The following is an 18,041-nucleotide window of genomic DNA, read 5'->3' as shown; positions in this document are numbered from 1 at the left end:
TCAGCGAGACTCATCCAAACAGCACCGCAGGTTCATGCGAAAGGATCGTGACACACGGCAGATCTCCCTCTGGGGAGCCGGCTGTTGCGGCAGGATCAGTGATGCCTCAAGAAAGTAGCATCAGCTTCCTGATCATCTGTACAAAAAAAGATCATTCACACAGCAGATACAGGCAGCGCGCGAACGAAAAAACCGGGCCCTCGCGACACGCTCGCGGGATGGGGCCGCCAGGATGCGACGATCCGGAACACGCCAGGAGCGGCTGGTGCCCGGCATGTCGGGGTCTTTGCGCATCGTCGTACCCGCGGGGGGCATCTCCCCCGACGGTTGACGCGCCGGGGACCCGCCGGTGCTCCCGCAGGATCGCGCGGTCACGGCCCGAGCCTCGGCGCACCCGGTCGGGACGCGGTGCGGCACTCCACTCCGAGAGACAGTGCTCGCCCTGATCCTGAGGCCGGTGGCAGGCGGACATCGCTCGCTGCCTCCGCGTGACGTACCTGTCCTCGTGCGCGATCACGTCAGACGCGGTCGTCCGCGCCGAGGACCGGCGGCGAAGCGAGATCCGCCGGTCGGCGGCGCAGGCCCCCCAGGCGGCGCTCCGGAAACGCGCGGCGGTCCATCAGAGCGCGGATCCTGCGGTCATCGACGCGGCGGCGTGCCTGAACCATCCGGCGCCGCGCGAGGGTGTCGGGCAGATTGCGCAGGTTCCAGAGAAGCGCCCGCAGCTTCGGCCCGCGGGGTGCACGCAAGGCGGCGTCCGCGAGGCTGTAGGCCAAGGCCGAGGGCCCATAGCGCAGCAGGCCGGCCGGCCCCCAGTTCACGAGGACGGAACGAAGCCGGTTCTTGGCGGCATGGAAGATGATGGTCTCAGCGGCACGCCCGATGGCGTGACCGACACGGTGGTACACGGTGGCCTCGGGCACGACGCGGACGCGCCACCCGCTGAGGGTGAGCCGCCACCCGAGATCGGAATCCTCGTAGCCATAGAAGAAGGCCTCGTCGAACCCGTCGATCTGCGCGAGGGCCTGCCGCCGGACGAGCAGCGCCGAGCAGTTCGTCCAGAGCACGTCGCGGGCGCGCCTCGCCGCGATCACGGGCTCCCCCTCGAGTGCGTCCCAGGCGAGCCCGAGGGGCCCGAGGGCGCCCCCATAACCGTTCAGCAGATCTGGCCGGTGAGCGTAAACGACCCTGCCGCCCACGGCACCGACCCTCGGATCGGTGTCCAGGACCGCGCCGCAGGCTGCGAGCCAGCCCGGGTCGAGCGATACATCGCTGTCCACGAACGCGACCGCGGCGGTGTCTGCCTCGCGCCAGCCCAGGTTGCGCGCCGCGGCTGGCCCCTCGGGCGCCTTGCAGCGGTAGCGCAGGGCAATGCCCACGGCCCCGAGGACGGGAACCCAGCTGTCGACCACCGCGCGTGTGTCATCCGTGGAACTGTTGTCGACGACCATCACGGCGCGGGGACGCCGCGTCTGTGCCGCGAGGGCTTCGAGCGTTGCGGGGAGATCCCGGCTGCGATTGAAGGTCGGAACGACGACGGTGACATCCAGTGCCATCACGGCGAACTCTCCTGAGCGGCATTGATCGCGTGCATGAGGCCCATCAGCAGGGTGATGGTGAACAGCAAGGGGTCCCAGAGCAGCGAGTAGTCGATCAGCTGCTGCGCATATTCGGCGAGAAGGCCGCAGAAGAGACCGAGTGCGAACAGACTCGCCACCGAGGGCGGAGCCGCCGACGCCCTCCAAGCCAGCACGAGACCGCGCAGCAGGAACAGCAGGAAGCAGATCAGACCCAGGATGCCGAGCTCGGACAGGACGAACAGATAGACATTGTGGACGGGCGCGGTGCTGCGGAGATGGACCTTGCTGCGGGCCTCATCGGTCGAGAGCGCGTCGAGGGCCATGACCACGTAGAGATCTGGAGAGTAGTGCCGGATCTCTAAACCGAAGTTGTTCGGCCCGACGCCGAGCATGGGGCTGGCCTCCCACATCCGCACCGCGGCATCGTTGTACGCAGCCCGGAAGTCGACCGAGGCGCCGAAATCGCCCGAGAGCCGCTTCTCGATCGCAGGCGCGAGCGGGGCCACCACAGCGACGAGGAGCACCGCACCCGCCACGATCAGGCCGACCGCCCGCAGGGCCGGGAGCGCACGGCGCAGCGTCATCAGAGCGATCAGAACCAGGATCGTGACGAGCAGGAGCGCGATCGGGCCGCGCGACTGGGTCAGGGCGATCGTGAGACTGCCGGACGCGGCCACCAGGGCGGCGGCGGTGCCGATCCAGGAGCCGCGCAGGCCGAGCGCGACGGCGATGAAGGGCGGCGTGATCAGGAGCAGGTAGGGGGCGAGATAGTTCGGGTGCCCGAGGGTTCCGGCCGCACGGCGGGCGAGCTCGCTCGGCTCACTGGTCTGGAAGATCTGTGAGAGGCCGTTCTGGCCCGAGGCGAAGGCCGCCTGGAGGATCGAGATCGGCGTTTGCAGGAGAATGACGCCCGCGAGCGCCGCGACGATGACGCGGAAGCCGCGTGCGTCAAGGTTGTACCGCAGGTAGAGCAAGAGAAGGGCCAGCTTGAGATAGCGGACGATCTCGACGGTGCTCCCAACCGGCTCTGCGCTGCAGGCAGCCGAGAGCAGCCCGACCGCCATGAGCGGCAGCAGCCAGACCACCGGGCCTGCCCGGGGCGGGCGGGGTGCTGGCAGGCGCAGCGCCCGCTCGACGGGCCACAGCAGCAACAATCCCACCAGGCAGACATCTGCCGGGCACCAGTAGAGGCCGCGACCGCCAAGATCTCCGTGCAGCCAATCGAAACTATAGTACTGTCGGTTGTAGGTCAGGGCTACCACGAACAGGGCGAGCAGCACCGGCTTCAGCCGCCCGGCAAGCACGACCGCTGTGACCCCGGCGAGGCCGGCAATGCCGGCGAGCAGGAGACGCGGGCTCACGGGTTCGAATGCGGTGGCGAGCGGTACGGTCGCGATTCCGAGAAGCCCGATCCCCAGGAGCGGAACCAGACGGCCTCCCTCGGCCCCGACCGGCGAGAGACGGAGCATCATCGGGCCGGCACCAGGCGAAGCGCCGCGACCGATACGGGCGGCAGGACGAGGTGCAGGCGTGCGCCTGGTGCGACGGGTTGGGTCGCGAGGGTGATTTCGTCCCGGCCATGAGGGCGGGGGGCGCCGAAACTCGCAGTCGGGGCGAAGGATAGCCCCGGAACCGAGATCATGCCGGTGCCGCGGCTCGCGTCGGGGGAGGGACCGGTCAGGATCTCCACCGATCCCGCGCGGGGCTGGTCGAGCGCGAGGTCGATCTCGGCGGGCGCGTCGAGGCTCGCATTCGAGAGAAGGACCGCGAGATCGCCCGCCTCCGTGAGTGACGCCACCGCGTCGACCGTCGGGGCGGCCTCGACCCGGTCGACGAAGCCGATCGGGCCGCCGGAAAAGGTCGGGCCATCCACGCGCGTGCCGATCAGGCGTCCCGCCAGGTTGGTCGCATAGAGGCGCAGCACCTCAAGGGCGGGGGTTGCCGCATAGCCGCCGCCGACCTTGCGGCCGATCCAGCCCGCATTCAGCAGGTCGCTGAGCTTGAAGAACTCGGCCTCCGTGACGCCGGGCGTCCGCAGCAGGACGTTGAGGACCCGCGCCGCATAGAGGCCGGATCCCAGGGTCTTGACGTGGTCGAAATACCGATTGGCCGGGTCGACGGCGAAGAGCGGTCCCCATTCCGTGACGGCCAGCGTGAGCCGGCGCCCGGTCTGTGCGGCCTGCAGCTGACGCATCGTCGTGACGAGGTTCGCGGCCATGTTGGCCGGCGCTGCCAGCATGGCCCTGTAGACGGACGCGGCGTTGCCTCCCCCCGGGCCCGGCAGCAGGGGCGCGTAGCCGTTGTGGATCGCGAGCCCGTCGATCTCCCCGGCGAGCGAGGTCAGGACCGTGTCGTTCCAGCCCGGATGGGCGTTGAAGCGATAGCGCCCGAAGTTCTCCAGGCCGATGGCATAGAAGCGCGCCGCAGGATCGACCGCACGCACGGCCGCAATGGTCGCGCGCGCGCGCTTCACGTAGGTCTGCGGGTCGGTCTGTGCGCGTGAGATGTCCTCCTCCATGTAGAGCTCGTTGCCGAGCTCCCAGGTGATGTGCGGCCGGGAATCGGCGCTCACGCGCGCACGGATGTAGCGCGCCCACTCGGCCGCGAGCTCGGGCGTGCCGCTGCCGAGGTTCAAGGTGATCAGCAGGTCCGCACCGATCCGCCGTGCGGCCTCGATGATCTCGTCGGTGCCGACAACGTTCGGCGATTCCTCCGGCTCACCCGGGGCGTGCCGGGCCCGCGGCCGGGTCGCCTGGGGGCCGACACCGTTGCGCCAGTCATAGCTGTCCGACCAGCCTCCCCCCGGAAAGCGCAGAACGCTGACGCCCGCCGCCTTGGCGAGCGCCAGCATGTCCGCGTCGAGCGATCCGGTCGCGGTGTTCCACAGCCCCTGCGCATTGCGGATCCACTCGACGTTGGTTCCGAACAGATCTCGGCGCACGGGACCGAGATCCTCGCCCGGAACGAGCGAGACCCGGGCGGCGAAGGGTTGGCTGCGGGTGTCCGACGGCGCCGCGGTCACCTCGGGCACGAGCACGATCTCATCGAAGTAGGCGGTCCCGGTCTGGCCCTCGGCGACAAGGAACACGATCGCCTGCTGGGCCGTCGCCGGTACGGGCTCGCCGGAGCGCAGAGATTGCACGGCCAGCGGCGGCGGGGCGGCGGCGCGCAGAATGAGGGGTGCGCCGATGGCGGCACCGCTCTGGTCGAGGAACGCGACGCCGAGGACCGCGGCCGCGCCGCCCTCGGCGCCGAGGCGGGCCCGCAGGGTGATCGGCCGGCCGCCGAATTCCGTTGCCGAGATGACTTGGCCAAGCCCGAGCGGCTTGTCGCCGCCACGATTGCGGGCGTTCGGAGACAGGGCGAGCGCGTGGCCCTCCGCGCCCGCGACCCTGATCTGCCGGACGCTGCCCTTGTCGGCGGCCTGAATGTCCAGGGTCCAGCCGGGGGGCGGCGATCCGGCCTGTTCGAAGCCGGCATTGGCGAGGTGTGGGCCCGGTGCCGGCTGCGCGGCGACGAGAACGAGACCGAGCAGCGCGGCGCACAGGGCGCCGCCGGCCGCGAGGATTCGGTTGCGCCTCATACTCGACCCTCCGCCCGGAGATCCCGGCCGGCAAAGACGGCGAGGCCGAGCACCTGCCGGGCCGTGAGGGCGAGGCCGAGTCCGGTGAGCGCCATCGTCGCGCAGGTTGCCGCGGCTGCGCCGGTCATCCCGAACCGTGGCACGAGCAGCAGATTGGCCGCCACGTTGGCGAGGATGCCGAGCCCCGTGACATACGCGATGCGGCGTTCGTTGCCCGAGGCGATCAACGCCGTGGAGGCCGCGCCGCCCGCCGCGAGCGCCACGTGGGCGGCCGCCAACAGGCACAGAACCGTCGTGCCGTCTTGGAAGCCCGGCCCGAACAGCCCGAGAAGGGGGCCGGCTGCGGTTGCGAGCATCAGGCCGGCCGCGGCCGCGAGGGCGAAAGCGGCGCGGCTGGCCTGGGCCAATGTCCGGGCGGCGGCGTCCCGCGCGCCCCGCTGGAGTTGCTCGGCGAGCAGTGGAAGCGCACGCACGGTTGCGGCGGCTGTCCCCAGGGAGATGAGGGCGGCGAAGCGGGCCGCGACGCTGTAGATGCCGGCCGCCTCCGGATCGGCGAAGGCCGAGACCACGATGATGTCGAGGCGCTCGGTCAGGGCCGCCCCGCCGACGAGGAACAGGAGCAGCAATCCGGGCGGCACCCAGATGGCAAGACGGGGCCGCCCCCGGGCCGTGAGCTCATGGCGGGCGATCGCGCGGCGCAGGGAGCGTGCGGTCGCAACGAGCGCCGCGGTGCTCGCGAGTCCGACCGCGATCAGGGCCGTGACCGCATTGAGGAGGCCGAATGCCGGCAGCGCGAGCACCGCGCCCACGCCGATGGCCGCGAGGGGGCGCACCACGAGGAATGCCGCTTCGGCGGCGAAGGGACGATGAAGGGCCTGCAGCAGCGCTGTCGCGGTCTGGGCGGCCGCGAGCAGCAGGACGAGCGGACTTGCCGCCGCGAGCGCGCGGGCCTGGTCGACGTCGCTCGCGTCCAGCACCAGGGCAGCGCCGACGAGAAGGCCGCCCCCGAGAAGCCCCCCTCCGACCGTCACCGCGGCGACGGTCTCGAGAAAAGCCCGGGCCTCGGCGCGCGCCCCACTGCTGAGATACACGGGCAGGAAGCGCGAGGCTGTCAACGGCACGCCGCCGGCCGCGAACAGGGCGATCAGGGCCGCCGCATTGAAGGCCGTCGCGAAGGTGCCGTAGGCCGCCGCGCCGAGCAGGCGCGCGAATGCGAGGTGCATCGCCAGGCCGAGCGCGCAGCCGGTGAGCTTGAGGCCGAACAGCAGAACGCCGCTTCCCGCCACGCTGCTTGCGAGCCGCCGCAAGTACGCCAGACGGTCGCTGCGCGCCGCGGGCGCCTCGGCCGGCTGCAGACCGACCGCCCTCATCGGGCCCGCTCCAGGCGAGCGGGAACGAAGCCGCGCACGCGGTTGAGAACGAAGCCAATCGGCTCCGCGCCGAGCCACTTCAGGGACTCGAGAGCCGCGATGTGCCGCGCGGCGGCGTGCCAGCCGGCGCGAACAACGAGGAGGGTTGCATCCGCCCGGCTCGCGCAGAGCGGCGCCTCCGCCTCACCCGACAGGGGCGGCAGGTCGATGAGGATGATGCGGGCGTCTCCTCGCAGGCTTGGACAGGTTGCGTCGCCCTCCCGCAGGAAGGTCGCGGCTGCTTCAGGCTCTGCCCAGGTTCCCACGACCAGATGGTCGCCGACGGCGGTCAGGACGAGGCCGGGGGGCAGATCCGGCGAACCCGGCAGCGGGTGCAGGCTTACGCCGAGGTCCCGGGCGTGTTCCAGCAGGGCCTGGCTCGTCGATCCTGCGATGAGGCGCACCGCCTGACGGCCGCGCCGGGCCATGCCGTAGGCGAGCGCGAGGGCGATGGTGGAGGTGCCCTCATCCGCCTCGGCGGCGGCAATCGCCAGGACGGCGGTCCGGTCGCCGCGCAGGCGTTCGGTGACCGTGACAACGAGCCGGTCGAGGGCGACCCGCGCCTCCGGGGCGGCGCGGTCGCCCCGTGACCACACCTGCAGCAGGCCATCCCGCTCGGGCACCTCGCCGGCGAGCGGCAGGCCGAGCTCGGCGGCGGCCGCTTCGCCCCGGTAGAGGCGTCCGTCGAAGATCTCGCGGACGAGGGCCCAGCCACTGGCGAGCACCCCCGAACACAGCGCGATGATGCCGAGCATCGGGAGTTTGCGAAGTCCGATTGGAACGCCCTCGGCGGCGGCGGGCTGCACGACGACCACGTTGGAGAGCCGCGCGTTCCTGAGGGCGGCGATGTCGCGCGCTTCGCCGAGACGTTTCTCGGCATCGCGGTAGCGCGCCTCGGCGAGCTCGCGACGCCGTTCCAGCGACTTCCAACCGGCCGCCGAATCCTGAAATTCGCGCAACGCCGTCGCGACCTTGTCCACCCGCTCCCGCGCCGTCGCCTCAACGTGGACGAGATCCTGAACCTCTGCCTCGAGCTGCCGGAGCAGAACGACGGTCAGCGCTCCGAGCTTGGCCTCGACCTCCCTCACCTCGGGTGCATTGGCCGTGTTGTTGACGAGAAGACGCTCGCGCTCGCCGAGCAGCGTCACCATCGATGGCGCCATGCTGAGGGCCGGCGAGTTCGGCGGGAAGGTCCCGAGACCCACCGGCTCGCGCTGCTGGTTTGCCGCGCCGCGGCCCAGGACTCGGCCGAGCCGCTCGAAGCGCCGGCGCGCAAAGTCGAGTTCGAGAGTCTGGCGCTCGAGCGAGCGCTGCGCGTCCACGAGGTCGGCCTCGAGCAGGGGCGCACGGCTTGCCGTATTGCGAATGTCATGCTCGCGCTCGTAGACAGCCATCTCCGCATCGACCGCCTCCAGGTCTGCCTTCGCGGCGTCACGCTTGGTGCTGAGGAAGTCGATCTCGCCGCCCCCCTCGAACACGGCCGAGCGAAAATTGGTGTAGATCTGTAGGAACCGGTCGAGGAGCAGCACGGCCTGCGCCTCGTTGGGCCAGCGCAGGCTCACCGAGATGACATCGGAACCCGGCGCATTGTCGAGAATCAGCGACTGGGCGAAGACTTGGCTGACCGCGGCTGAGCGCGACAGCGGCGTCTTCAAGCCAACCATGATCAGGATCGCATCAGCGCCGTCCCGCGCCGCCTGGTAGACGTCGGAGCCGAGCCGCTTCAGGCGACCGTACAGACCCGTCGGCTCCGGCCGCGCCTCCGGCGCGCCGAGGTTCAGGTCCGCGATCAGACGCGAGACCAGCACCTCGTTGCGCAGGAGATCCATCTCCGACTGCACGGCGCCGCGGGTTTGCGCCAGGAACGTGACGTTGCGGTCCGAGCCGAGCAGCGGCGAGGGTGTCTGATCCACGCCGACGCGAACGTAGAGCTTCGCGTTAGCCTGGAACAGATTCCCGCGCACCAGAGTCAGGTAGCCGAGCCCACACAGGATCCCGATCCCGACGACGGCGGCCATCTGCGGCAGCCACTTGAACACCACGAACAAGAGGGTGGCGCCCGTATCCCGGACATTCAGATCCGGGCCCCCCCGCGTCTTGATGGGCGGTAGCCCCATCTCCGGTCCAAGCTTGTTCATCCGATCTCACCGATCCGGCCGATGTAGCTCCGATACCAGGCGACCGTCTCCGCCAGGGCGTCCGCCGTGCTCCACCGCGCCGTCCAGCCGACGATCCGTCGGACTTTCTCGGCGCTGAGGTGCTGGGCGTCGATCTCCGATCGCGCCTCGGCCAAGATCACCGGCTCGAGATCCGGGCGCCTGCAGGCGCGGAGGATCTCGTTGGTGAAGGCCAGCGCGGAGAGCGGCGTCTCGTTCGACAGGTTGAAGGCCTCGCCGGCCACCCCCGGCTCGTGCATCGCCTCGCCGATGGCGAGGTAGCCGGCGACGACGTCCCGGACGTAGATGTAGTCGCGGACCAGCGTGCCGTCCGAGCGCAGCACCGGACGCTCGCCCCGCAGCGCCCAGCGAATCGTCCCGGGCACCAGCCGGTTGAAGTTGAGGTCGCCGCCGCCGTAGAAGTTGCCAGCCCGCGTGATGCAGATCGGCAGGTTGTACGTTTCGAAGTAGCTGCGCGCCAGAAGGTCGGTGCAGCTCTTGGACACATCGTAGGGTGCGCGTCCAATGAGCGGCATGTCCTCCGTATAGGGCAGGACATCGGAATGGCCGTAGCTCTTGTCGCTCGATGCGACAAGGATTCGTTCGACCTTCCCGTACAGCCGGCAGGCGTCGAGCAGGTTCCAGGTTCCGCGGATATTTGCCTCGAAGGTGCCCACCGGATCGCGAAGGGCAGTGCCAACGATGGGCTGAGCGGCGAGGTGGAAGACGGTATCCACCTCGTACTCGTTCACCGCACGGCGCAAGGTCTCGAGATCCTCCAGCCGACCGTGGACCACGAAGTTCGGCTTGGCCAGATCATCCGCCAGCGAATTGCCGTATGCATTCAGGTCGCGCACGTAGCCGACCACCAATGCGCCGCTTTCGCGCAAGGTCCGCACCATCCACGAGCCGAGAAATCCTGTCGACCCGGTGACGAGGACGCGCTTGCCGGACCAGAAGGTGCGCCCGCTCATCGAACGAGCTCCAGCTCTTCCGCCCGAACGAACGACGAGCGCGGCTCAATCCAGTCGAACTCGCGGTTCTCGAACATCGCCTCAAGCTCTTGCTGGTCCTTGAACGTGTCCATCGATTTAAAGAAGCCATCATGCTCGAATGAGAACAATCTTCGGCTCCGCAGCAGAGAGGGGAATACCTCCCGTTCGAGGCTGCTGCCCGCCCAACAGTCGAACACAGCCTTCTTCATGATGCAGTAGCCGGCGTTGATGCGGTGCTCGCGCAAGATCGGCTTCTCGCGGAACGCGCGAACGCGCCCCTCGCGGTCGGTCTCGATCGTTCCGTATTGCGAGCGAAGCGGGACGTTGGTGATGGTGGCGAGGCCTTCATGGCTGCGATGAAAGGCGCGCAGCTTGTCGAGATCGACGTCGCAGAGCCCATCCGAGTAGGTGACGAAGAACTCGTCGCCCAGGTAATCTTGGCAAAGGCGAACGCGGTCGCCCGTGTCAGCCTCGTCGCCGGTGTCGACGAGCTCGACATTCCAGCCGAGAGAACGACCGGCAAAGTAGTCGAGAATGATTTCTTTGCGGTATCCCAGCGACAGAACGAAGTCCGTCACCCCCTGATTCGCGAAAATCTGCATGACCCGCACGATAATCGGCTTTCCGCCGACCGGCATCATCGGCTTGGGCAGGTAATCGGTATAGGGATAGGCGCGCGTACCGCGGCCTCCGGCGAGAATCAGGACTTTCATGTGCGCCATCTCCATTGCGCGTTGCTGTCGATCAATGAAGCCGCCTCGTGGCATCGAGGCTCTTCGCGTGGTCGGACACCCGTGGTGTTGCTTCCGATCGGGGCGCGCCCGGCGAGATTATTCCTGCACCAGCTCGTCAAGCGTCGCCTCGAGAGATTCATCGATAATTCTGAGAAGACTTCAGCGCTCCTGTGCACCTTTGGTGATATCTGATCCTGATCGAGCAATTTGGCGATCAAGACGCCGCGGACCTGTTCAGGCTGTCGGCACAAGACACTCTGGTCGGAGACACGCCGCGACAGGAGAGGATGACCTGGAAGGCCGTGCGCCCGCAGGCGGTGCGTGTCATGCGACGGATACCTCTAGTAGGCGGGCCTGGTGATCCCGCCCGGCGATCTGGTCGCAACCGCCGAGAAGGTCGGTGCAGACAGGGATGCGATTTGCGGCTCTGCGCCGTCAGGCTGCTTCGGCAGGAACCACTGGGTGGGAAAGGTGCTGGCCCCGCGCCCGCCGCGCAGCAGGAACCGCCAACCGGTAAAGCCTATAAGTGCAATATCCAGGTAGGTATTCCGAAACTGGATGTACAGAACATCGTAAGCGAGGCGTGTGCGGGCGTGCTCGAACGAGTCAACGATACCGCAGAATCCCATGACTTGCGCCAATCCGGTCATGCCGGGCTTCACAATGTGACGATGGTGATAATTCGGCACCACATCTTCGTAGGGAACTTCGAGAACGTGAAGACCGACTGGATGGGCGCGCGGGCCAACCAATGACATGTCGCCTGCGAGGACATTGAAAAGCTGCGGAAGCTCGTCGATGCAGTAGCGACGCAAGATGCGGCCCAGCGGGGTAAGGCGCGCTTCGTGGTCGTGAGGATCGCCAATGGCGCTCGGGTGCGGCGAAGGCCCGACCATCGTCCGGAACTTGCAAATCGAGAAGATCCTGCCGCCCTGTCCGTAGCGCGCCTGACGAAACAGGACAGGCCCGGGGCTGCTCATTCGGACAGCGATCGCGACAACCACCAGAAGAGGCGCCAGCAGGAGCAGAATACAGCCGCTTCCGATCACGTCGATCGTGCGCTTGGCCAACGCATCCGTGATGGCTGCCGCTCCCGTCGCCCGATGCTCTCCACCAACGGGCGCATTGAGGCATGCATCAGGATCTCCCGGCTCCGCCAACGGCTCGCGCTGGCACGGGCCTGCGATGAGGTCCATCATCGACTCCCCCTAATCTAGGAGTTAATCTTGGAGTACCTCAGGCCGGGCGGCCCCGCGGGCGGCCCCGGCGCATATGAGGGTTAAAAATACATTAACCACAGCGGTTGAACGGCAGGATACACACTTTTTTGCAGCGATTGCCGGATAAGGCCGTCCCCCTGCAGATCCTAAGTTTGTGATAACTCGCCTTGAACTGCTTATTCTGTGCGATCTTGCACACTCCGCAGAGGCCGCGTCTCTTGTGCGCTGATGTCTAAGAGTCCGTTGGGAAAGGGTCATTTCATAGTGATTGACGCGAGAAGCCGAGTTATAGAGGCGAAAAGCATAGCCGCCGCCGAGATGTGAAGCAGCGTATCGTAATCCAGCTTGAGACGGCGCGACACCGTGAGAGCGCCGATGCTTTGCTCAATCCGCCATCGTTTCGGCAGAAGCACAAAGCCCTTCCCAAATTGCGGCCGTACGACCACTTCCACGACACGGCTCGTGCCAGCCTGAACCGCCTCAATGAAACGGGCCTTGTACCCACCGTCCACCACGATTGTCTTGATCCAGGGACAGAGACGAACCAAGCGCTTGACGAGCGGGATCCCGCCCTCTTGATCCTGAACGTTGGCCGGAGTGATCATCACCGCAAGCAGGCGTCCGTCGCTGTCGACCGCCAGATGCCGCTTGCGCCCCAGCACTTGTTTCGCCGCATCGTACCCGCGCTCGCCTTGCGGGGCGTCACACTTCACCGCCTGGGCATCCACAATCGCCAGCGTTGGACTGGCTTCTTTCCCGGACTTCTCACGATCCCTCATCACGAGATGATGGTTGATCCGGTCCATGTGGCCGCCATCGGTGAGCAACCGCCAGTAATCGTAGCAGAGACTGGCGGGCGGCAGATCCTTTGGCATGGCATCCCAGGGAATGCCGTACCGCTGCACGTAGCGGATGCCGTTCATGATGTCCCGAATAGGATAGGTCCGGGGCCGCCCGATCCCCTCCGCGACAGGAAGCAGTGGCTCCAGGGTGAGCCACTCGTCGTTCGTCATATCACTCGGGTATCTCTGGCTGCGACGATCATAGCGCGGCCGATTTGCAGCGGTCCAGACCAAGGAGGGGCCATTCATCCATTCGAGACGAGCAGACATGCTCTATCATCCCGCATTTTCTCTTGGCCACCCTTTCCCAACGGACTCTAAGAGTGTCGCCTGCCGCATCTGGCGATTGCGCCGCGGTGTAGATTACTACCTTCAGGCGCGGCGGCACTCTGCTGCGAGTTGCGCCTTTCCGATCAAGACTGCTCCGGATCGCTTGGGGATCGGCGCACCCGCACGGTTCTGCGATCCACTGCTGCCGCCGGGGCGCCCTTTTGCGGATCGCGCCGGAGCCTCGACACGGCAGCGGCTCGGACAGCGGGGCGCCGCGGAGCAGCGCCCGGAGATCCTTCTCGGCACCGCGCGAGCGGGGCGCCAGAGCGCTCCCCGCCGAAGTGGGGGCCGGTTCGGCGCAAGGGAGCGCATGACAGAAAGATTCTGAGAGCCGTGATCCGACCCAACCGGGTCGGATCACGGCTCTCAGGGCTGTGAGGCGCCGTCCGTGCGGATCAGCCGGCGACCGTGCGCTCATCCGGCGTCGTCCGATCCACTGTCAGCGCACCGCCACAACCAGCGCCTCCACGACCCTCTCGACGTCGCAGTCGCTCATGGTTGCTCGCAATGGCAGCAGCAGCCCTCGCTCGGAGAGATGGTGTGCTGTCGTGAGCGGGTGTCGGCGCTCCGCATGAAACGCCGAAAGATGCGGGATCGTATCAAGAGAGGGAAAGAATGGACGCGCTCCGATGCCGCAGTCGCGCAGACGGGCGATCACCCGATCAATTGCCGGCGCTTCGTTCGAAAGAACAACGGGGAAAAGCCAGTGAACGGGCTGCGCCCAATCGCGGACCTCCTGCACAGTAATGCAGGGATAATCGGCGAGGCGCTGGCGATACAATCGATTCAACTCGGCATGACGCGCGAGAATCGTGTCTGCCCGCTCCTCTTGTGCGCACAGGATCGCACAGGCGAGGTTGGTCAGCCGGTAATTGTAACCGAGCCGGTGATAGACCGATTGACCATCGAGACCGAGCCCGTGGGCCCGCAATTGCGTTGCACACACGATGAGGTCCGGATCGTTCGTGAGCAGCGCCCCTCCCTCGCCGCAGCTGAAAATCTTGTTCTGGAAGAAGGAGTGCGTGGTGACCGTCGCGGCGGCGGCGAGCGGGCTTCCGCGATATCCGGCAAGCGGCGCGTGCGCCGCATCGGCAACCAGGGCGATGTTCTGCGTGCCTGCAATCTCCCACAGCTCGTCCATTGGACAGGGATGTCCGAACAGGTGAACCGGCATGATTGCACGGGTGCGCGTCGTCACCGCAGCGGCGGTGGCGGCTGGGTCGATACAGAAGGTTCCGGGGTCCACATCGACGAAAACGGGGCGGCCGCCGGCGTGCAGCACGGCATTCGCGCTCGCCACGTAGGTCGTCGCCGGGACGATCACCTCATCACCCGGTCCGATCCCAAGCGCCGCCAGAGCAACATGCAGTGCCGCAGTCCCGGACGAAAGCGTGATCGCATGGGCGGTGCCGTTCCGGGCGGCCCAGACCGCCTCGAAGCGGTCGCGAAAGGGGCCGGCCGGCCCGATGTCCCCGCTCTTCAGCGCCTGAGCCGCGTAAGCGTACTCGAGCTCGGACAAGTCCGGCAGCAAGAGGGGCACGCCGCTCGCGCACCATGGCATCGAGAGAGAAGCGGTCATTGCAAGGGGACCTCAAGCTCGGACAAGTTCGGCCGCAAGAAGGGCGCGCTGCTCGCGCACCGTGGCATCGAGAGAGAAGCGGTCATTGCAAGGGGATGGCAGCGGGAGGACGGGAGAGACGGCTCTCACGTGGCGGGGCATCGCTGCCGAGCAGGCCCTCGTAGCGGAGAGTCAGCGCGTCCCAGGAGAAGACTTGCGCCCGCGCGCGGCACCGCGCGCGAGTCTCGGGTCGTGTGGCCAGGGCCGCAGCCCGCAGGATGGCGTCGCTTAGTCCGGCTGCGTTCGTTGCAGCAAGCCTGGTCGAGCCCGGCTCAAACAGGGCTCCCACGCTCTCGTCCGCGATGATGTCCGGGATCCCGGCGTGCCTTGCGCCGACCACCGGGGTTCCGGCCGCCAGTGCTTCGATCAGGACATTGCCAAGTGCCTCCCAGACGGCCGGGTTCACGCAGACCGTCGCTCGCGCGTAAAGCTGCGGCAGGTCCTCGGCGCGGCCAAGACCGAGAAATTCGACCCGATTGCGCAGGTCGTCCGGAACGGCATCGTACACCGCAGCGCGGGTGGCAGGGCTTGCCCGGCCCGAATAGATGAGACGAAGCGCGGTCAGCCGCTCAGCGACGGCCGGGAAAGCCTGCGCGAGAACGAGTGCGCCTTTGCGCGGCTCGTCGGCATCCCCGCTGAACAGGATATAGGGTTCGCGCGGAGCCTCGTCTGGCAGCATCTCGAAGCGGGCCGTCTCGGTCGGGGATGGCAGCAGCGTCCCGACGATCCCGTAATCTTGCGCGAGCGCCTCGTGAGCGAAGCGGGAGAGGACCGCCACTGCATCCGCGTGCCGCACCGCCGTGCGAAACAGGAGGCCGTCAAAGGGGATGCGGCGGAAGTAACGCCGCACGGGAATGCCCGTACACTGAAAGACAAGGCGGAACCGTGCTCCCGCCCGGCGTGCGGCCAGCGCCCCGACAGCATCGTGGTAGTTCAAGCAGTGCACAGCGTCGAAGCGCTCCGCGCGCAGCCACCCGGCCAGATCCCAGCCGAAGAGATGAAAGCTGTTGAGCCAGCGGCCCGTCATCGCAGCCGGCCCGGTCCTCCGCCGCAGCAGGACGCGCCGGACGGGTCCGTCGAATTCGGTCCGCGTCTCGGACTCCGGAGAACTGGTCAAGACGGTCACGTCGTGCCCGCGGGCCGCCAAGCGATGCGACAGATCATGAAGCATCCGCTCCGATCCTCGCCGAACCTCCGGCAACGCCGTGGGGTGAGTGATTGCGACCCGCACTTTCGCCTCCAGCCGCTTCGCCGCGAGCGATCACACTCCTGCGGCTCTGGCGAGAAATAATGGTGTGTTCAGCAGTACCAACGCTAGTCTCGATCAAAGGCAGGCTCAACTGGAGCAATCATCGTGATTGCGAGCTGCCTTGACCATCACGTCTTAAGACTGCACAGGGCAGCCGGCCGGCGCATGCGCTCATAGGACAAGCGCGCGGTAACGAATACTTCCATATAGCAATGAGGATGTCATGACGAGCATTCGCGGAAGGTGCGCAATGACACGCCCAGCGTGAGCTGCGAGCCGCCGCGGGTCCACGGAGCCGGTTCGATGGATCCCACGCACGATCAAGGCCGACGGCAGCAGGAGGAACAGCAGCGGCTGCCAGATGACAGCGAGTACCGCCACGCATACTGCCGTGTAGAGCAGCCATATCGGAGGATAGAAGAACAGGCGAGCAACCAGGAGGCATCTCCTGAGTTCGGGATGCCGTTTCACCAGGGCAGGAACCAGAAACAATCGGGTTGGCTCAAGAATCCACTGAGCAAGCGATTGCTGTTCGATTTCGTGCCAGATGACAGCTCGCGGCTCGAAGCGGCGAGCATAGCCAGCCTTGATGATACGCCATGCGAGATCGGTATCGGCACACTCTGTTGCGCGATTGAAGGGATCACGAAACGAGAGGGTTTCGTCGAAACCACCGAAGGCATTGAAGACATCCGCCCGCACCATCATGTTGGCGGTCGGGAAAGTTGGATGCTCCTGTGCCGTGATGAACGTGAGTTTCGAGCAGAGCGATGCCGTCTGCTCTGGCTTGGGCAGGACCGGGCCGGTTGAGAACGCGACCGCCGGGTCGGCCAAGGCGGCGAGGCCAAGGGCGAGCCAGTCGGGATGAGGCCGGCAATCACTGTCCGTGAAGGCGATCAGCGGGGCCCGTGCCTCGGACACGCCCCGGTTTCGCGCCGGGGCCGGCCCTTTGTCGCGCTGCATGCGTAGGTAGCGAAGCGGTAGCCCGCGGGCCTGCATCGCTGTGCAAAGACCAGCGATATCGTCCTGGGACACGTTGTCCACGACAATGACCTCGAACCGTGTCACACCGATCGTCTGCTTAAGCAGGGCTTCCAGGCAATCTTCTAGTAATTTGTAGCGATTTTTGACGGAAATTACGACCGATATTTCCGGGATATTTATGTAATGTTCACCTGGAACGAGACTCGCGTGCTCGCCATCCATTGTCACGCCTCCAGCCTGACTCGCGGCAGCTCGCTATCCGATCCGGAAAGACCTGGCGCAGGCCCCGTTGCTAACGGGAGATAAATATGAATGATCGCAGGTTTCTGCTAAAAATGATGAGCCCATCGAGCGTTTTCGACCATCCGCTCACCAATTGCCATTCATGGCATTCATCCGAATTCCATTCCAATCAATTGGTTGATGGCGAATAGAGGCGTCTCGCCTCCTGGCAAAATAGCTATCATCGGTGTGGGCGATCTGTCACTGTTTATAACTTGCTGAAATACAGGATAGCACCAGATTGACGCCAATACTGAACTCCCTGCGCGTGATCGACAGCATCAACCCTCTGCTCCGTTTCTCTCGCGACGCGCAGAGCGAATCACACCGCTACAACCCTGTCACCCACCTTCGAGTCATGACTTTTGGCTAGAGACCCGGTTTCGACTGGCTCGATCATCGCCATGGTAACCATCGTTTCGACGACCTCTGGGTGATGACGCTCAAGACAAGGGTTCACTCGCGTCTACCTGTCCGACCTTCGCCTCGCCCAGGATGCCCAGGATGGCTCCAAGCACTTCTTGGGCTTTACTTCTGGCTTTGCACGAGCCAGTTACTTAGCTTGCACACGGACGTCGGCAACGTAACTGAATACTGTTGCGGACTCATCAGAGCCACTCCTGCCAAGCGACTTTCACGTCGCCCCTGCGCCGCCCAGTAGGGGCATGGTGTGAGCCACCAGACCTGCTTGGCACACTTAGCGCGCGAGGTCGCCTACGCGGTCGAAGTGAGTGAGGATCCGGTGCCGCTGCGCCTTCAGCTCTGGCTCCAGGCTGTGTTCACCCTGGTGGGCCGCGGGTGCAGCGGAAGGTGACGAATGGCTATCGGGCAATGTGGGCGGCCGAGGGCGAGGCGGCGGTGCGCACCGTCGTTGGCGCTGCCCGCCTCTCGGGGGCTGGCGTCTTCGACACCATCCTCAGGACCGTCGGCGCCTGACCGCCGCTGTCACGGGCGTGCGCATTACAAGCCATGCAACCAGTGCGGCACCGCACAGACCTTTGGACTGTTGTGGATCAGTTTGCTCTACCAGTAGCGCAAGAGGCACCTACCAACTCATTT

At 66.4% G+C, this 18,041-nt stretch carries 12 protein-coding genes and 1 pseudogene; 1 reads left to right on the top strand and 12 read right to left on the bottom strand.

Translation table 11 applies throughout. The features are described 5' to 3' along the window. Nucleotides 1-518 precede the first annotated feature (518 nt). The 12 genes from MNOD_RS15065 to MNOD_RS15010 all read right to left on the bottom strand — a co-directional run bounded on the left by MNOD_RS15065 (nucleotide 519) and on the right by MNOD_RS15010 (nucleotide 16,922). Entirely contained in the window at nucleotides 519-1,556 is a 1,038-nt protein-coding gene (locus MNOD_RS15065) for a glycosyltransferase family 2 protein (RefSeq protein ID WP_015929779.1), read from the bottom strand. Then, nucleotides 1,556-3,052, bottom strand: a complete 1,497-nt coding sequence (locus MNOD_RS15060; RefSeq protein WP_015929778.1) for an O-antigen ligase family protein — start codon at nucleotides 3,050-3,052, stop codon at nucleotides 1,556-1,558. Before MNOD_RS15060 ends, MNOD_RS15065 begins: the two co-directional genes overlap by 1 nt. Next, a complete protein-coding gene (locus MNOD_RS15055; RefSeq protein ID WP_015929777.1) occupies nucleotides 3,049-5,163 on the bottom strand; it encodes an alpha-L-arabinofuranosidase in 2,115 nt (704 codons plus the stop codon). Before MNOD_RS15055 ends, MNOD_RS15060 begins: the two co-directional genes overlap by 4 nt. Continuing rightward, nucleotides 5,160-6,533: a lipopolysaccharide biosynthesis protein gene (locus tag MNOD_RS15050; protein ID WP_015929776.1), complete on the bottom strand. Its 1,374-nt coding sequence runs from the start codon at nucleotides 6,531-6,533 to the stop codon at nucleotides 5,160-5,162. Before MNOD_RS15050 ends, MNOD_RS15055 begins: the two co-directional genes overlap by 4 nt. Continuing rightward, complete coding sequence (locus MNOD_RS15045; protein WP_015929775.1) at nucleotides 6,530-8,710, bottom strand: GumC family protein; 2,181 nt, start codon at nucleotides 8,708-8,710, stop codon at nucleotides 6,530-6,532. The genes MNOD_RS15050 and MNOD_RS15045 overlap by 4 nt, the downstream gene beginning before the upstream one ends. Then, nucleotides 8,707-9,702, bottom strand: a complete 996-nt coding sequence (locus tag MNOD_RS15040) for an NAD-dependent epimerase/dehydratase family protein (protein ID WP_015929774.1) — start codon at nucleotides 9,700-9,702, stop codon at nucleotides 8,707-8,709. The genes MNOD_RS15045 and MNOD_RS15040 overlap by 4 nt, the downstream gene beginning before the upstream one ends. Beyond that, nucleotides 9,699-10,436: a nucleotidyltransferase family protein gene (locus MNOD_RS15035; protein WP_015929773.1), complete on the bottom strand. Its 738-nt coding sequence runs from the start codon at nucleotides 10,434-10,436 to the stop codon at nucleotides 9,699-9,701. The genes MNOD_RS15040 and MNOD_RS15035 overlap by 4 nt, the downstream gene beginning before the upstream one ends. 362 nt (nucleotides 10,437-10,798) lie before the next feature. Then, complete coding sequence (locus MNOD_RS15030; protein ID WP_043748768.1) at nucleotides 10,799-11,656, bottom strand: sugar transferase; 858 nt, start codon at nucleotides 11,654-11,656, stop codon at nucleotides 10,799-10,801. 275 nt (nucleotides 11,657-11,931) lie between these two features. Beyond that, entirely contained in the window at nucleotides 11,932-12,789 is an 858-nt protein-coding gene (locus MNOD_RS15025) for an IS5-like element ISMno12 family transposase (protein ID WP_015927380.1), read from the bottom strand. Between the two features lie 499 nt (nucleotides 12,790-13,288). Beyond that, entirely contained in the window at nucleotides 13,289-14,428 is a 1,140-nt protein-coding gene (locus MNOD_RS15020) for a DegT/DnrJ/EryC1/StrS family aminotransferase (protein WP_015929770.1), read from the bottom strand. Nucleotides 14,429-14,510: 82 nt separating this feature from the next. Beyond that, nucleotides 14,511-15,638 carry a glycosyltransferase family 4 protein gene (locus tag MNOD_RS15015; RefSeq protein ID WP_015929769.1) on the bottom strand — a complete coding sequence of 376 codons (1,128 nt, stop codon included), beginning with the start codon at nucleotides 15,636-15,638 and terminating at the stop codon, nucleotides 14,511-14,513. A 249-nt stretch (nucleotides 15,639-15,887) separates the two neighbouring features. Then, nucleotides 15,888-16,922 carry a glycosyltransferase family 2 protein gene (locus MNOD_RS15010; RefSeq protein WP_015929768.1) on the bottom strand — a complete coding sequence of 345 codons (1,035 nt, stop codon included), beginning with the start codon at nucleotides 16,920-16,922 and terminating at the stop codon, nucleotides 15,888-15,890. A 721-nt stretch (nucleotides 16,923-17,643) separates the two neighbouring features. Between MNOD_RS15010 and MNOD_RS46600 the strand changes: the two are divergent. After that, nucleotides 17,644-17,918, top strand: a pseudogene (locus MNOD_RS46600) (IS66 family transposase); the annotation flags it as partial. Nucleotides 17,919-18,041 lie beyond the last annotated feature (123 nt).

It is taken from the genome of Methylobacterium nodulans ORS 2060 (genome assembly GCF_000022085.1).
Taxonomy (GTDB): domain Bacteria; phylum Pseudomonadota; class Alphaproteobacteria; order Rhizobiales; family Beijerinckiaceae; genus Methylobacterium; species Methylobacterium nodulans.
This window is presented reverse-complemented; position numbering and strand designations above follow the sequence as displayed.